General features: G+C 70.6%; 13 protein-coding genes. 8 read left to right on the top strand and 5 right to left on the bottom strand.

Annotation, left to right across the window (positions count from 1 at the left end; translation table 11 throughout):
- Nucleotides 1-114: 114 nt before the first annotated feature.
- Together mfd and H3309_RS09745 are read right to left on the bottom strand one after the other, a co-directional pair.
- Nucleotides 115-3,684: a transcription-repair coupling factor gene (mfd, locus tag H3309_RS09750; protein WP_182294546.1), complete on the bottom strand. Its 3,570-nt coding sequence runs from the start codon at nt 3,682-3,684 to the stop codon at nt 115-117.
- The gene (locus tag H3309_RS09745; protein WP_182294545.1) at nt 3,681-3,950 is read right to left on the bottom strand and encodes a succinate dehydrogenase assembly factor 2; all 270 of its coding nucleotides are present in this window, start codon (nt 3,948-3,950) and stop codon (nt 3,681-3,683) included. The genes mfd and H3309_RS09745 overlap by 4 nt, the downstream gene beginning before the upstream one ends.
- A 71-nt stretch (nt 3,951-4,021) precedes the next feature.
- On the opposite strand from H3309_RS09745, the gene recG reads away from it, so the two are divergent.
- Nucleotides 4,022-6,079 carry an ATP-dependent DNA helicase RecG gene (gene recG / locus H3309_RS09740; protein ID WP_182294544.1) on the top strand — a complete coding sequence of 686 codons (2,058 nt, stop codon included), beginning with the start codon at nt 4,022-4,024 and terminating at the stop codon, nt 6,077-6,079.
- Nucleotides 6,080-6,442: 363 nt separating this feature from the next.
- On the opposite strand, the gene H3309_RS17660 is transcribed toward recG, so the two are convergent.
- Together H3309_RS17660 and tyrS are read right to left on the bottom strand one after the other, a co-directional pair.
- The gene (locus H3309_RS17660; protein WP_182294543.1) at nt 6,443-7,183 is read right to left on the bottom strand and encodes a peptidylprolyl isomerase; all 741 of its coding nucleotides are present in this window, start codon (nt 7,181-7,183) and stop codon (nt 6,443-6,445) included.
- Nucleotides 7,180-8,394, bottom strand: coding sequence for a tyrosine--tRNA ligase (tyrS, locus tag H3309_RS09730; protein ID WP_182294542.1), 1,215 nt, complete (start codon nt 8,392-8,394; stop codon nt 7,180-7,182). Before tyrS ends, H3309_RS17660 begins: the two co-directional genes overlap by 4 nt.
- Before the next feature lie 24 nt (nt 8,395-8,418).
- Between tyrS and H3309_RS09725 the strand changes: the two genes are divergently transcribed.
- Both H3309_RS09725 and H3309_RS09720 read left to right on the top strand, forming a co-directional pair.
- On the top strand, nt 8,419-9,534 hold the full coding sequence (locus tag H3309_RS09725) for an anhydro-N-acetylmuramic acid kinase (RefSeq protein WP_182294541.1): 1,116 nt from the start codon (nt 8,419-8,421) through the stop codon (nt 9,532-9,534).
- A gap of 27 nt (nt 9,535-9,561) precedes the next feature.
- Nucleotides 9,562-9,744 (top strand): CsbD family protein, encoded by a 183-nt coding sequence (locus H3309_RS09720; protein ID WP_182294540.1) that lies wholly within the window; start codon nt 9,562-9,564, stop codon nt 9,742-9,744.
- A 181-nt stretch (nt 9,745-9,925) separates the two neighbouring features.
- Here H3309_RS09720 and H3309_RS09715 read toward each other — a convergent pair whose 3' ends face one another.
- Complete coding sequence (locus H3309_RS09715; protein WP_182294539.1) at nt 9,926-10,573, bottom strand: alpha/beta hydrolase; 648 nt, start codon at nt 10,571-10,573, stop codon at nt 9,926-9,928.
- Nucleotides 10,574-10,747: 174 nt separating this feature from the next.
- Here H3309_RS09715 and H3309_RS09710 point away from each other — a divergent pair, with 174 nt between their 5' ends.
- The 5 genes from H3309_RS09710 (at nt 10,748) to H3309_RS09690 (ending at nt 14,803) form a co-directional block, all read left to right on the top strand.
- The gene (locus H3309_RS09710; RefSeq protein WP_243453679.1) at nt 10,748-11,755 is read left to right on the top strand and encodes a cysteine desulfurase family protein; all 1,008 of its coding nucleotides are present in this window, start codon (nt 10,748-10,750) and stop codon (nt 11,753-11,755) included.
- On the top strand, nt 11,752-12,861 hold the full coding sequence (locus H3309_RS09705) for a cysteine desulfurase family protein (RefSeq protein WP_182294538.1): 1,110 nt from the start codon (nt 11,752-11,754) through the stop codon (nt 12,859-12,861). The genes H3309_RS09710 and H3309_RS09705 overlap by 4 nt, the downstream gene beginning before the upstream one ends.
- Nucleotides 12,858-13,193 carry a 2Fe-2S iron-sulfur cluster-binding protein gene (locus H3309_RS09700; RefSeq protein ID WP_182294537.1) on the top strand — a complete coding sequence of 112 codons (336 nt, stop codon included), beginning with the start codon at nt 12,858-12,860 and terminating at the stop codon, nt 13,191-13,193. Before H3309_RS09705 ends, H3309_RS09700 begins: the two co-directional genes overlap by 4 nt.
- A 198-nt stretch (nt 13,194-13,391) precedes the next feature.
- Entirely contained in the window at nt 13,392-14,030 is a 639-nt protein-coding gene (locus tag H3309_RS09695) for an energy transducer TonB (protein WP_182294536.1), read from the top strand.
- A 41-nt stretch (nt 14,031-14,071) separates the two neighbouring features.
- Entirely contained in the window at nt 14,072-14,803 is a 732-nt protein-coding gene (locus H3309_RS09690) for a PdaC/SigV domain-containing protein (RefSeq protein ID WP_182294535.1), read from the top strand.
- The last annotated feature ends 9 nt before the right edge of the window (nt 14,804-14,812 follow it).

The following is a 14,812-nucleotide window of genomic DNA, read 5'->3' as shown; positions in this document are numbered from 1 at the left end:
TTGGCCGCGCAGGCGCCCCTCCCGCTCGCTGGCGCGAGTCGCCTCCTTCAGCTCCGCTAGGGAAGGATCGACGTCCGGAAGTGGGGGAGGATCGGGAGCGAGCGGGATGTGGCCTCAGCGTTTGGCGCGGAAGATGCCGGGGGCGACGGGGCGGGGTTTGGCGGGGGTTTTGGGCGTTGCAGGGTCGGCCCTGGCGGCTTGGACGAGGCCGCGGGCGAGCGCGAGGGCGCCGGCGAGGCGGGCGGCGGGGGTGTTGAACTCGCGGGCGACGAAGAATTTCTGGTCGGGGCGGAGTTTGGCGGTGCCTTTCAGCCGCTGGATATAGTCGACCAGGCCGGCGGGGTTGGGGAAGCGGTTGTCGGCAAAGGTGACGAGCGCGCCCTTGGGCCCCACCTCCAGCTTCGCGATGTGGGCCGTTTTTGCCGCGTTCTTGGCCTCGACGATCTTGAGCAGGTTGCCGGCGGGTTCGGGAAGGGGCCCGAAACGGTCGATCAGTTCGGCGGCGAAGCCTTCGAGCGACGCCTTGTCCGTAAGGTCGGCGGCGCGGCGGTAGAGCGCCATGCGCAGGCCGAGGTCGGGCACATAATCCTCGGGGATGCTGACGGGGGCATCGACGCTGATCTGCGGGCTGAGCGGATCGTCCGGCGCGCGCAGGCCGTTTGCCATCGCTTTGGCGGCGATGATCGCGTCCTCGAGCATGGACTGGTAGAGTTCGAAGCCCACTTCGCGGATGTGGCCGGACTGTTCATCGCCGAGCAGGTTGCCGGCACCGCGATGGTCGAGGTCGTGGCTGGCGAGCTGGAAGCCGGCGCCGAGATTGTCGAGCGCGGCGAGCACCTGGAGGCGTTTTTCGGCGCCCTCGGTCATGCGGCCGTCGGGCGCGGTGGTGAGATAGGCGTAGGCACGGGTTTTCGCACGGCCGACGCGGCCGCGGATCTGGTAGAGCTGGGCCAGGCCGAACATGTCGGCGCGATGCACGATGAGGGTGTTGGCGGCGGGAATGTCGAGGCCGGACTCGATGATGGTGGTGGCGAGCAGCACGTCGTAGCGATGGTCGTAGAAGGCGGTCATGCGCTCCTCGATCTCGCTGGGCGCCATCTGGCCGTGGGCGGTGACGGCGCGGACTTCGGGGACGCTTTCGCGCAGGAACTGCTCGATGTCGGGGAGGTCGGCGACGCGGGGGACGACGAAGAAGCTCTGACCGCCGCGGTAGTGCTCGCGCAGCAGGGCCTCCCTGACCACCACCGGATCAAACGGGGCGACGGTGGTGCGGACGGCGAGGCGATCGACCGGCGGCGTGGCGATGACGGAGAGTTCGCGCAGGCCCGAGAGCGCCATTTGCAAGGTGCGGGGGATGGGGGTGGCGGTGAGGGTGAGGACGTGGACGTCGTGCCGGAGGGCTTTCAGCCGCTCCTTATGCGTGACGCCGAAGCGCTGTTCCTCGTCCACCACCACCAGCCCCAGGCGTTTGAAGTCGATGGATTTGGACAGCAGCGCGTGGGTGCCGATGACGAGGTCGACGGTGCCGTCGGCAAGGCCTTCCTTCGTCGCCCTGGCTTCCGCGGCGGGGACGAGGCGGGAGAGATGGCGGACGTTGACGGGGAGGCCGTGGAAACGCTCCCGAAAGGATTGGGCGTGCTGGCGGGCGAGGAGGGTGGTGGGGCAGACGACGGCGACCTGTTTGCCCGCCATGACGGCGGCGAAGGCAGCGCGCATCGCGACCTCGGTCTTGCCGAAGCCGACATCGCCGCAGACCAGGCGGTCCATGGGGCGGCCGGCGGCGAGGTCCTCCAGCACGTCGGCGGTGGCCTTCAGCTGATCCTCGGTCTCGGCATAGGGGAAACGGTCGACGAAACCGGCGTAGGCCTGGGGATCGATCTGGAAGGCGTCGGCCTCGCGGGTGGCACGGACGGCGGCGATCTTCAGCAGTTCGTGGGCGATCTCGCGGATGCGGTCCTTCATCCGCGCCTTGCGTGCCTGCCAGGCCTGGCCGCCGAGCTTGTCGAGCGGGACGCCTTCGCCGTCGGCGCCGTAGCGGCTGAGGACGTCGAGGTTTTCGACGGGGACGTAGAGCTTGTCGCCGCCGGCATATTCGAGCGCGACGGTATCGTGGGCGGCGCCGGCGATGGTGAGCGCGGAGAGGCCGAGGTAGCGGCCGATGCCATGGTCGACATGGACGACGAGGTCGCCGAGGTTGAGCATGGCGAGTTCGGCCATGAAGGCATCGGCCTTGCGGGCCTTCTTGCGGCGGACGAGGCGGTCGCCGAGCAGGTCCTGCTCGCTGAACAGGGTTAGCGTTTCACGGGTGAAACCATGTTCCAAGGGAAGAACGATGAGGGGGGTTTCGGCCCTGGCGGCGCGGGCCAGTGCATCCTGCCAGCTTTTGGCGCCGGAGAGGTTGGCGAGGCCGGCCTCCTGCAACTGGCTGCCGATGCGGTCGCGGGAGCCTTCGGAGTAGCAGGCGAGGATGATGCGCTGGCCGGTGGATTGCGCCGCGGCGATCTGGGTGGCGATGGCCGTGTAGAGGCTGGGACCGCCGGCGGCGGCCGCCTGGCGTTCGGGGGTGAAATCATGCGCGGTCCGGGCGCCCAGGTTGAGGGTGGCGGGGGTGTCGGGGCGGGTGAAGGGAGAGGCGGCGTGGGTGTTGGTGGCGGTGAGGGCGGCGGCGTATTCGGTTTCCGACAGGTAGAGGGCGGAGGGGGGGAGGGGGCGGTAGATGGCGGCGCCGAGTTTCGCCTTTTTGTCGGTCAGTGCCGCGACGCGGTTGGCGTGGTAATCGGTGATCGCCTCGAAACGGTTGGCGGCGGCGGCGGTGGAGCCGGCGTCCCGGATGAGGATGTCCGATGGCGACAGCCAGTCGAACAGGGGGATCAGGGTTTCGGCGAACAGCGGCAGATAATGTTCGGTGCCGGGGTGGCGGCGGCCCTCGCTGACGGCCTGGTAGAGCGGGTCGGTGGTGGCGGCGGCGCCGAAGCGTTCGAGCCAGCGGGTACGGAAGCGGCGGATGCCGTCGGGGTCGAGCATGACCTCCGACACCGGCGCGAGGGTGAAGCGGTCGGCCTTCCCCACGGTGCGCTGGGTGGCGGGATCGACGCGGCGGATCGATTCCAGCTCGTCGCCGAAGAAGTCGAGGCGCAGGATGTGGCTTTCGCCGGCGGGGTAGAGATCGATGAGGCCGCCGCGCACGGCATATTCGCCGGCGTCGGCGACGGTGTCGGTACGGACATAGCCGGCGGTCGAGAGTTTCGCGATCAGGGCCTCGCGGCCGATGGCGGCGCCGGGGGTGAGGACGGCGGTGGCCGCGGTGATCACCGACGGCGGCAGGACCCGCTGGGTGAGGGCGTTGACGGTGGTGACGAGCAGCTGTGGCCCGGACGGAGGGGCGGCGAGGGTGGCGAAGGCGGCCATGCGGTCGGCGGCGATACGCTGCGAGGGGGAGGCGCGGTCGTAGGGCAGGCAATCCCAGGCGGGCAGCCAGACGGGCGTGACATCAGGGGCGAAGAAGGGGGCGGTATCGAGGAGGGCGCGGGCGGCGGCGTCGTCGGCCGCGATGAAGACGGCGCGGGCACCATCGAGGGCACGCGCGCGGGCGAGGTCGGCAAGCAGCCAGGGGAGGAGGCCGTCGGGTGCTTCGCCGAGGTCCAGCGGCATGGTGGCGGTGAGGAGGGGCTGAAGGTCGATCAACGCGGCACCAGGCGGATATAGTCGAGGGCCATGAGCCGGTCGAGCATGGGGCCGTGGAAGGCGGGCGGCGCGGGGGCCTTGGCGAAGGCCCAGGCCATGATGTCGACATCCTGTTCCTCGAGCAGGGCGTCGAACCAGGCACGCTCCTCGGCGGTCATGGTGGGCAGGTAGCGGTCGGCGAAGCCGCCCACCAGCATGTCGGCCTCCTTGGTGCCGCGATGGTGGGCGCGCCAGAGGGTGCGTTTGAGGGCAAGATCGGCGGACATGCGGGTTCCAAACGGGACAGACGCCGTTCGGCTTTTCCGAACAGCGCGCAGGCGTTAGGGCATTGGTAGCCATGCGCCCGCCCGTCCTCAACCCGCTTTTTGCCGATGCGGCATCGTTGCCGGGGGTCGGCCCGGCGCTGGCAAAGGCGCTGGCGCGGATCGACCTGACCCGGGTGAGGGATGTGGCGCTGCACCTGCCGCTGGGCTGGGCGCGGTGGAAACGGGTGGCGCGGCTGGGCGACGCGGCGGAGGGCGAACGGATCATCGTGGCGCTGACGGTGCTGGCGCACCAGGAGTCGGCCGGGCGGGGGCCGCTGCGCATCCGGGCGAATGATGCCGATGGTGCGCCGGTGACGCTGGCCTTCTTTGGCGGCGCGGGCGGCTATGCGGCGGCGAAGCTGCCGGTGGGGTCGCGGCGGGTGGTGGCGGGGAAGCTGGAGCGGCATGAGGATCGCTGGCAGATCGTGCATCCGGACCGGATCGCGGAAGATGAGGCGGGGACGCCGCCGCTGGAGCCGGTCTATGCGCTGACCGCGGGCGTGACCAACCGGCGGATGGCGGCCGCGGTGGCGGCGGCGTTGAAGCGGGCGCCGGTGCTGGACGAGTGGGTGGAGCCGTCGATGCTGGCGCGCCACGGCTGGCCGGGGTGGCGCGCGGCGCTGGAGACGGTGCATGGCGTGCCGGACGCGGCGGCGGCGCGCGACCGGCTGGCCTATGACGAACTGCTGGCCAACCAGCTCGCCTGGGCGCTGGTGCGCGCGAGCCGGCGGCGGCGGCGCGGGCGGGCGTTGCAGGGGGACGGCCAGCTGACGGAGGCCCTGGTGGCGGGTCTCCCCTGGCCGCTGACGGGGGCGCAGCGGCGAGCGGGGGCGGAGATCGCCGGCGACATGGCGCAGCGGCACGCGATGCTGCGGCTGTTGCAGGGCGATGTGGGCAGCGGCAAGACGCTGGTGGCGCTGATCGCCATGCTGACCGCGGTGGAGGCGGGGGCGCAGGCGGCGCTGCTGGCGCCGACCGACCTGCTGGCGCGGCAGCACCGGGCGGTGCTGGAGAAGATGTTGGGCGACCTCCCCGTGCGATTGGGGTTCCTGTCGGGCCGGGAGAAGGGACGCGCGCGGGAGGCGACACTGGCCGCGCTGGCGGCGGGCGAGATCGACATATTGGTGGGGACGCATGCGATCTTCCAGCAGGGGGTGGCCTATCGCGACCTGGGGCTGGCGGTGGTGGATGAGCAGCACAAGTTCGGCGTGGCGCAGCGGCTGATGCTGGCGGAGAAGGCCGAGGTGCCGCCGCACTTGCTGGTGATGACGGCGACGCCGATTCCGCGCACGCTGGCCTTGACCGCGTTCGGCGAGATGGATGTGAGCCGGCTGGACGAGCGGCCGCCGGGGCGGACGCCGGTGGTGACGCGGGTGATGGCGATGGACCGGCTGGAGGAATTGCTGGAGGGTCTGGGGCGGCATCTGGCGGCGGGGCGGCAGGCCTATTGGGTGTGTCCGCTGGTGGGTGACGGCGATGAGGACGAAGCCGCGGCGACGGCGCGGGCGGCGACGTTGCGGGCGCGGTTCGGCGAGACGGTGGCGCTGGTGCACGGGCGGCTGCCGGGGCCGGAGAAGGATGCGGCGATGGCGCGCTTCGCCGCCGGCGAGGCGGGTGTGCTGGTGGCGACGACGGTGATCGAGGTGGGGGTGGATGTGCCCAATGCCAGCCTGATGGTGGTGGAGGCGGCGGAGCGGTTCGGGCTGGCGCAGCTGCACCAGCTGCGCGGGCGGGTGGGGCGGGGGGCGGCGCAATCGAGCTGCGTGCTGCTGCGCGGGCTGACGCTGACCGCGACGGCGAAGGCCCGGCTGAAGATGATGCGCGAGACGGACGATGGCTTTGCCATCGCCGAGGCGGACCTGCGGCTGCGCGGGGCGGGGGAGATGCTGGGGACGCGGCAATCGGGGGAGGCGAGCTTTGCGCTGGCCGATGAGGAGCAGGTGGCGCGGCTGGTGGGGGCCGCACGCGACGATGCGCGGCTGCTGCTGGAGCGCGACGGCGGGCTGGAGGGGGTGCGCGGCGAGGCGGCGCGGGTGCTGCTGTATCTGTTCGAGCAGGATGCGGCGGTGTCGCTGTTGCGGTCGGGATGAGCGGGGGGTAAGGCGCGGGCATGCGGTGTACGGCATTTCTGGTGATGGTGGCGGCATCCGCGGGGCTGGCGGCGGCGGACGCCGAGCCGCTGGACGCGATGCTGCAGGCGGCGACCGCGGATTTCGCGGGGGGACGCTATGCCGAGGCGATGCCCCGGCTGCGCGCCCTGTCGTTGCGCGATGTGCCGGCGGCGGACACGATGCTGGGGGTGATGGCGGTGCGCGGGGTGGGCTGCGCGACGCCGCCATGCCGCGCCGATGCGGCGGTGGGGGCGGCCTGGTTCATGCGCGCGGCGCGGCGCAATTATGGCCCGGCGCAGCTGGCACTGGCGGACGCCTATGCCCGCGGGCGCGGCGTGCCGGTCAATTGGGAACGGGCGCGGGGGCTGGCGCTGGCGGCGGCGGAGCATGGTCAGCAGGCGGGGGCGCGGGTGCTGCTGGCGCGGCTGGCGGCGGCGCGGCGGGCGGAGCAGGCGGGGCAGGGGGCTTCACCCGCCGGGCGCTGAGGATGGCGACGGGGGCGGCGATCATCTGGCCGCGCATCGCGCCCTCGCCGGCACTGGGATCGGTTTTTGCCGCCTGGATGCGGCGGACGACGTCCATGCCGTCGACGACGCGGCCGAACACCGCGAAGCCGGCATTGTCGCCCATCGCCTGCGGCGCGGCGTCGAGGCTGGGGATGCCCTCCACGATGATGAAGAATTCGCTGCGGGCGCTGCCCGGCGCGGCGCGGGCCATGCTGATGGCGCCGTCGCAGTGGGTGAGGCCGGTCTTGCTGGTGGGCTCGTGCGCGATCGGCGCCAGCATGCGGCGGCCATCCTGGCGGAAGCCGCCCTGGATCAGGCCGACAGCCTCCGGGCCGATCTTCATGGCGCGGTAGAAGCTGGCGCCGTCATAGCGTTTCTGGTCGACGTAGCGAAGGAAGTTGGCGGCGGTGAGGGGCGCGCGTTTGGTTTCCAGCGCGAGGGTGATCCTGCCCTGGGGGGTGGTGAGGGCGACGAAGGCCTGGGGCGTGCCGTCCGGGGGCGGGGCGCAGCGGCCCATGGTCTGGGCGGCGAGGGGTGTAGCGATGAGGAGGGTGAGCAGCAGGGCGGGGCGGATCATGCGGCGGCTCCCAACAGCGCGTGGCGTTTCTTGCCGAGGCTGAGCTTCAGCGGGTCGGCGCCGGGGGACAGAAGCTGGGTGGGGTCGGTGGCGGGGATGCCATCGACGCGGACGGCGCCCTCGGCAAGCTTGCGGCGCGCTTCGGCCTTCGACGCGGCGAGGCCGGTGAGGACGAGGGCGTCGGCGAGCGCGGTGGGGGCGGCGATGTCGGCGCGCGGCAGGCTGTCGCCGGCACCCCCGGCAAAGGTGGCGGCGGCGGTGGCTTCGGCCTGCTGTGCGGCGGCGGCACCCCGGCACAGCGTGGTGGCGGCGTTGGCGAGCGCGACCTTGGCCTGGTTGATCTCCGCGCCCTGAAGCGCTTCGAGGCGGGCGATCTCGTCCATCGGCAGGTCGGTGAACAGGCGAAGGAAGCGGCCGACGTCGCGGTCATCGGTGTTGCGCCAGAACTGCCAATAGTCCCAGTGCGGCAGCTGGTCCTCGTGCAGCCAGAGCGCGCCCTGCGCGGTCTTGCCCATCTTGGCGCCATCGGCGGTGGTGATGAGGGGGGTGGTGAGGCCGAACAGCTCGGCGCCGATCACGCGGCGGGCGAGGTCGATGCCGTTGACGATATTGCCCCACTGGTCGCTGCCGCCCATCTGGAGCCGGCAGCCGTGGCGGATGTGGAGTTCGAGGAAATCATAGGCTTGCAGCACCATGTAGTTGAACTCGATGAAGCTGAGCGGTTGTTCCCGGTCAAGGCGGAGGCGGACGCTGTCCATGGTGAGCATGCGGTTGACGCTGAAATGCCGGCCGTAATCGCGCAGGAAGTCGATGTAGTTGAGGCCGCTGAGCCAGGCGTCGTTGTCGAGCATGAGGGCGTCGGTGGGGCCGTCCCCGAAGGTGAGGAAGCGTTCGAAGATGCGGCGGATGCCGGCCTTGTTGGCCTCGATCTCCTGCGCGGTGCGCAAGGCGCGGGCTTCGTCCTTGCCGCTGGGGTCGCCGACCTTGGTGGTGCCGCCGCCGACCAGGACGATGGGCTTGCCGCCGGCGGCCTGGAGGCGGCGGAGCATCATGATCGAGACGAGGTTGCCGATGTGCAGGCTGGGCGCGGTGCAGTCGAAGCCGACATAAGCAGTAACCGGCGCGGCGGCGTCGAGGCCGGGGGCGTCGGTGATCTGGTGGATATAGCCGCGTTCGGCCATCGAGATCAGGAAGGGGGACTTGAAGGACATGCCATGGTGTTTAAACGCGGGGGGATGGATTTGCAAAAGCCGGTGCGGGTGATTGGGCTGATGTCGGGGACGTCGGCCGATGGCGTGGATGCGGCGCTGATCGAGAGTGATGGCGAGCGGCATGTGCGGCCGCTGGCGTTCGTGTCGCGCGCTTATACGGCGGCAGAACGGGCGGCGGTCCTGGCGGCGGGGGCGCGGGCGCGGGGGATGGCGGCGCCGGGGCCGGACGCGGTGGTGGATGAGGCGGCGCGTTTGTTGACGCTGGCGCATGCCGAAACGGTAGCGATGCTGCCCGGGCAGGAGACGGCCGAGTTGATCGGCTTTCACGGGCAGACGGTGGTGCACCGGCCGGAGCAACAGTGGACCTGGCAGGTGGGAGATGCGACGTTGCTGGCGCAGCTGTGCGGCCGGCCGGTGGTGCATGATTTCCGCAGCGCCGATGTGGCGGCGGGGGGACAGGGGGCGCCACTGACACCGGGCTATCACCGGGCGCGATTGCAGGGCGGGCCTGCGACGGGGGTGCTGAACCTGGGGGGAGTAGGGAACCTGACATGGTTTTCCACGGAGGCTTGGGGCGCGTTCGATACCGGGCCGGGCAATGCGCTGATCGACGACTGGGTGGGGGAGCATGCCGGGCTGACCCATGACGCCGGCGGCGCGATTGCCGCGGCCGGCCGCGTGGACGAGGCGGTGCTGTGCGCGTTGCTGGACAACCCCTGGTTCGATATGGCGGGGCCGAAATCGCTCGACCGCAATGACTTTTCGACCGCGGCGGCGCGCGGGCTGGGGTTGCGCGATGGCGCGGCGACGCTGGCGGCGTTCACGGCGGAGACGGTGGTGCTGGCGCTGCGGCTGCTGCCGGTGGCCTTGACCCGGATCCTGGTGACGGGCGGCGGGCGGCACAATCCGGTGCTGATGGCGATGATCGCCGGGCGGACGGAGCTGCCGGTGCTGCCGGTGGAGGCGCTGGGATGGAATGGTGACGCGCTGGAGGCGGAGGCGTTCGGCTGGCTGGCGGTGCGCAGCATGAGGGGCCTGCCGCTGAGCTGGCCCGAGACGACGGGCGTACCGCGAGCGACGACGGGCGGTGCGCTGGTGGGGCCGGATGGAGGAACCTTCGGGCGGATGGCGCGTCTGTAGGGCACCACCCCCAGCAAGGAGCGTGACATGGATAATGATCGCATCGAAGGCGCCGCGAAGAATATCGGCGGCAAGATCAAGGAAGGCGTCGGCAAGCTGACCGGCGACGCCAAGTTGCAGACCGAAGGCAAGCTGGACCAGGCCGAAGGCAAGGCCCAGAATGCCGTGGGCGGCATCAAGGACAAAGTGCGCGAGACGACCGCCCGATAAATCGTCCAGGCCGGGGCTGCAAATGGCGATTTGTTGCGCTCCGATGCTCACGACCCTTTAGGTCGCTGCGCTTCGGTGCTCGCAAATCACCATTTTCGCCGACGGCCTGAACAATTTCTCGAGCAGTCTTCAAGTGTAAAGCATTAAGAAACGGCGGTGCCCTATGGCGCCGCCGTTTTTTTTATTTGCCGCTGAGGAGGCGGCGGTCGAGGTAGCGTTCGACGGTGGTCATCAGCTCGTCCATCTCATTCTCGAAGAAATGGTTGGCGCCCTCGATGCGCTCGTAATCGATGGTGATGTGGCGCTGGGTCTTCAGCTTCTCGACCAGCTTGACGACCGCGGGTTCGGTGACGACTTCGTCGGCGGTGCCCTGGACGATGATGCCGCTGGACGGGCAGGGGGCGAGGAAGCCGAAATCATACATGTTGGCGGGCGGCGCGATGCTGATGAAGCCGCGCACCTCCGGCCGGCGCATGAGCAACTGCATGCCGATCCAGGCGCCGAAGCTGAAGCCGGCGACCCAGGTGCCGCCCGATTCGGGATATTGGGCCTGCAGCCAGTCGAGCGCGCTCGCCGCGTCGGACAGTTCGCCGATGCCGTTGTCGAACACGCCTTCGGAGCGCCCGACGCCGCGGAAGTTGAAGCGCAGCGTGGCAAAGCCGCGTTTCACGAACATGTTGTAGAGCGCCAGCGTAATGGCGTTGTTCATGGTGCCGCCACCCTGCGGGTGCGGGTGCAGGATGATGGCGACGGGGGCACGCGGGCGGGGCGAGGGCTGGAAGCGACCGTGCAGGCGGCCCTCGGGACCGGGGAAGATAACTTCGGGCATGGATGATCCGCACATTCTATTTTCGGCGCCACTTTCAGCAGTGGCGACGGACAGGGAAAGAGCCGCTATAGGGAGCGGTTGCATCAAAGTTCAACAAAAAGGCGACTCGCGCTGGGACGGACCTATCTGGATTGGGCGGCGACGGCGCCGCTGGCGCCCGCGGCTGCAGAGGCGATGGCAGACGCCGCGGCGCGGCTGGCGTGCGGGGAATGGGCGAACCCGTCGAGCGTGCATGCGCCAGGGCGGGCGGCGCGGCGGGCGATGGAGGCGGCGCGGGGGCGAATCGCGGGCTTTTTCCGGGTGCCGGCGGACAGCCTGCTGTTCACCAGTGGCGGCACGGAGGCGCTGGTGCTGGCGCTGGGCAATGCCAATGGTGCCGCGGTGGCGGTGATGGCGACCGAGCACAACGCGGTGCTGGGCAACGCGCGGGGGGCGACGGTGCTGCCGGTGGATGTTGATGGCCGGCTGGAGATGGACGCGCTGGCGGCGTTTCTGGCGGCGAACCCGGGAGGCCTGGTGGCGGTGCAGGACGCCAACAACGAGACCGGCGTGGTGCAGGCAAGTGGCGCGATTGCCGAGGCGGTGCATGCGGCGGGCGGGCGATTGCTGTGCGATGCGGTACAGTCGGCGGGGAAGCGGCCCTTGCCGCCGGCGGATTTCGTGGCGCTGTCGGCGCACAAGCTGGGCGGGCCGGCGGGGGTGGGGGCGCTGGTGGTGCGCTGCCGCGATGGTGTTGGCGCGATGGTGCGGGGGTCGCAGGAGGGGGGCTTGCGCGGCGGCACGGAGAATCTGATCGGGGTGATCGGCTGGGCGGCGGCGCTGGAGGCACTGCCCGACGGCTGGCTGGCGCGGTGCGAGGGCGTGCAGGCGCGGCTGGAGTCGGTGGTGCTGGCGGAGGGGGGCCGCGTGAATGGCGCAGGCGTGGAGCGCTTGCCGACGATCAGCAGCGTGCATCTGGCGGGGGTGGCGGCGAGCACGCAGCTGATGCGGATGGACATGGCGGGGATCGCGGTGAGCCAGGGGGCGGCGTGCAGCAGCGGCACGATGGGGCCGAGCGCGACCCTGCTGGCGATGGGGGCGGGCGAGGCGGCGCGGGAATCGCTGCGGGTGAGTTTCGGCTGGGGAACGACGGACGGGGATGTCGACCGCTTCATCGATGCCTGGCGGGGGATGCGGCGGTGATCGACCTGGACGTGCAGGCGACGACCCCGCTGGACCCGGCGGTGCTGGAGGCGATGCTGCCCTGGTTGCGGGACCATCATGCCAATCCGCACAGCCCGCATCGCGCCGGACGCGGGGCCAAGGCGGCGGTGGAGGTGGCGCGGGCGCAGGTGGCGGCGGTGATGGGGGTGGCAGCGGAATGGGTGGTGTTCACCGGCGGGGCGACCGAGGCGAACAATCTGGCGCTGAAGGGGGTAATGCTGGCGGCGCCGCCGCCGCGACGCCGGCTGGTGACCTTTGCGACCGAGCACAGCTGCGTGCTGGTGAGTGCGCGCTGGCTGGAGCGGGTGGGGTTCGCGCTCACCGTCCTGCCGGTGTTGGCCGACGGGCAGCCCGACCTGATGGCCTATGCCGGCGCGCTGGGCGATGATGTGGCGCTGGTGTCGGCGATGCTGGTGAACAACGAGATCGGCAGTGTCTGGCCGATCGCGGCGATGGCGGAGATGGCGCATGGTGCCGGCGCGCTGATGCACAGCGACGCGGCGCAAGGGTTCGGCAAGGTGGATGCGAGTGCGCTGGACGTCGATCTGCTGAGCGTGTCGGGACACAAGATTTATGGGCCGAAGGGGGTGGGGGCCTTGCTGGTGCGGCCGGGGGTGGTGCTGGAACCGGTGCTGCATGGCGGCGGTCAGGAGCGGTTCCGGAGCGGCACGCTGTCGCCGGCGCTGTGCGTCGGGCTGGGGGCGGCGGCGCGGCTGGCGGGGGAGCGGATGACGGCGGATGCGGCGCATGTGGCGGCGTGCTGGGAGGCTGCCATGCGTTCGCTGCATGGAACCATGCATGCGGTGAATGGCGGGGTGACGGCACGCTGGCTGGGGAATTTGTCGGTGCGGTTTCCGGGGGTGGATGCGTCGCGCGTGATGGCGGCGGTGCCGCAGGTGATGATGGGCAGCGGCGCGGCGTGCAGCAGCGCCGCGGGTCGGCCGAGCCATGTGCTGGCCGCCATCGGCCTGGAACGGGCCGCGGTGCGGGAGACGGTGCGGCTGGGGTGGGGGCGGTTTACCGGGGTGGATGAGGTGGAGCGGGCGATGGCGATGATCGTGGATGCAGTGCGGGGGATGGCATGATCCGGGTGCGGTTCCTGCGGGCGGACGGCGGCCTGGACCGGGAGGTCGAGGCGGCGGCGGGGGTGCGGTTGCTGGAAGTGGCGCAGGCGAATGGCCAGCCGCTGGAGGGGACGTGCGAGGGGGCGATGGCGTGCAGCACCTGTCATGTGATCGTGGACGAGGCGGATTTCGCGCGGCTGCCGAAGGCGTCGGCGCATGAGGAGGACATGCTGGATTTTGCAGCCCATGTGCGGCGGACGAGCCGGCTGGCGTGCCAGATCCTGCTGACGGCGGATTTGGGCAGCCTGACGGTGCGGATGCCGGCGGGACATGTGGATATGAAGGGGAGGTGAGCGCATCGCGGAAACGTGGGCACCGGTTTTCCGCTCTAGATGCGCGCCAACAAAACTGACGGCACGCTTGTTGCCGGGTTCGGCCTATGATATGTGATAGGGGTGTTCGTGGACGGGTTGAGGGACCCGGGTGAAGCGGGCGCGGCGGGGGATGCCGCGGGGCTGGCCGGCGGCGCGAACCGCGTGGGAGAGCCTGGGATGGCGTATCAAACGGAAAAGGGCCGGCGGCTTTATGCCGTGGCGGGCGTGGTCGCGCTGCATGGCGTGCTGGGCTATGCGCTGATCAGCGGCCTGGCGGTGGAAGTGGTGAAACAGTTCCTGCCGCCGGTGGAGGCGCGGAACATCGACGAGCCGGTGGTGAAGACGCCGGACGTTCCGCCGCCGCCAGAGACGAAGATGGAGAAGGTGAGGGTGCCAGTGGAGGCGCCGGTGTTCACCATCGTCGATGAGACGCCGCGGATACCGGCGATGCCGGACAAGGGTGAAATCGTGCTGAAGGGCGACGGCGGCACGGGGATGGCGCCGCTGCCGCAACCCGTGCCGGTGCTGCGCGGACCGGCAGCGACGGCGAGCGTGGGAATCAGCGAGGATGACTATCCCGAAGCGTCGCGGCGACTGGGGGAGACGGGCGCGATGACGGTGCGGCTGGCGATCGGTGTCGATGGCCGGGTGACGGCTTGCACGGTGACGCGCTCCACCGGCCATGAGCGGCTGGATGCGCGGGCCTGCCAGGTGGCGCAACGGCGCTGGCACTTCACGCCGGCGACGGCCGATGGCGTGCCAGTGGCGGGAACGGTGGTGCGCGACATCAGCTGGCGGCTGGCGGAGCGGCGCTGAGCGGCTTGGCAAGCGCAAGGGGCATGTGCCAGAAATGGCGCATGCCCCAGTCTTTTCCATCGCGCGTCGCGCTCGCCCTGATCCTGATGCTGTCGTCGGTGCCGGCGGTAGCGCAAGGGCCGTCCTTGCTGATCCGGGAGCGGGGGGCGGCGCTGGATTATCGCTGGACGGCGGCGCCGGAGATGGTGCTGGCGCCGGCGTTGTTGAAGGCGCTGCGGGCGGAGGCGCTGAAGGATCTGGGCGCGGCGCGGGTGGCGGCGGAGCGGGATGCTGCGGAGGCGCGGAAGGGCGGCTTCCCGGTGCGGCGGTACACGACACAGGTGCGCTGGACCGCGGAAGCGGAAACGCCGCGGCTGCTGGTGTTTGTCGCTTCCACCTATGCCTACACCGGCGGGGCGCATGGCAATTCGGGGACGTCGGCGCTGATCTGGGACCGGGCGACGCAGCGGCGAGTGGCGTTCCGCGACCTGTTCAGCGACGGCGCCGCAGTCATGAAGAGCCTGTGGCCGCGCTGGTGCAAGGCGCTGGATGAGGAACGGGCGAAGCGGCGCGGCGGCGCGGCGATGGAGGGATTCAGCGCCTGCCCGGCGGCGAAGGAGGTGACGCTGGTGCCGACCGGCAGCGACCTCATTTGGGGGGTGAAGGTCGTGGCCGACCCCTATGTCGCCGGGCCTTATGCGGAAGGGAGCTATGCGGTGACGCTGCGCCTGGAGGATGGCGAACTGAAACTGTTGAAGCCTGCGTATAAAGCTTCCTTCACCGATGGGGATTGAACGCCTATA

The sequence above is a fragment of the Sandaracinobacteroides saxicola genome (assembly GCF_014117445.1).
Lineage (GTDB): Bacteria > Pseudomonadota > Alphaproteobacteria > Sphingomonadales > Sphingomonadaceae > Sandaracinobacteroides_A > Sandaracinobacteroides_A saxicola.
Note: the sequence above shows the minus strand (reverse complement) of the source record. Positions and strands in the feature narration are given on the sequence as shown.

Coding starts and splice junctions, on each gene's coding strand:
- H3309_RS09745 (WP_182294545.1), bottom strand. CDS start 3,950: ATGTCCGCCGATCTTGCCCTCAAACGCACCCTCTGGCGCGCCCACCAT.
- recG (WP_182294544.1), top strand. CDS start 4,022: ATGCGCCCGCCCGTCCTCAACCCGCTTTTTGCCGATGCGGCATCGTTG.
- H3309_RS17660 (WP_182294543.1), bottom strand. CDS start 7,183: ATGATCCGCCCCGCCCTGCTGCTCACCCTCCTCATCGCTACACCCCTC.
- tyrS (WP_182294542.1), bottom strand. CDS start 8,394: ATGTCCTTCAAGTCCCCCTTCCTGATCTCGATGGCCGAACGCGGCTAT.
- H3309_RS09725 (WP_182294541.1), top strand. CDS start 8,419: ATGGATTTGCAAAAGCCGGTGCGGGTGATTGGGCTGATGTCGGGGACG.
- H3309_RS09720 (WP_182294540.1), top strand. CDS start 9,562: ATGGATAATGATCGCATCGAAGGCGCCGCGAAGAATATCGGCGGCAAG.
- H3309_RS09715 (WP_182294539.1), bottom strand. CDS start 10,573: ATGCCCGAAGTTATCTTCCCCGGTCCCGAGGGCCGCCTGCACGGTCGC.
- H3309_RS09710 (WP_243453679.1), top strand. CDS start 10,748: ATGGCAGACGCCGCGGCGCGGCTGGCGTGCGGGGAATGGGCGAACCCG.
- H3309_RS09700 (WP_182294537.1), top strand. CDS start 12,858: ATGATCCGGGTGCGGTTCCTGCGGGCGGACGGCGGCCTGGACCGGGAG.
- H3309_RS09695 (WP_182294536.1), top strand. CDS start 13,392: ATGGCGTATCAAACGGAAAAGGGCCGGCGGCTTTATGCCGTGGCGGGC.
- H3309_RS09690 (WP_182294535.1), top strand. CDS start 14,072: ATGCCCCAGTCTTTTCCATCGCGCGTCGCGCTCGCCCTGATCCTGATG.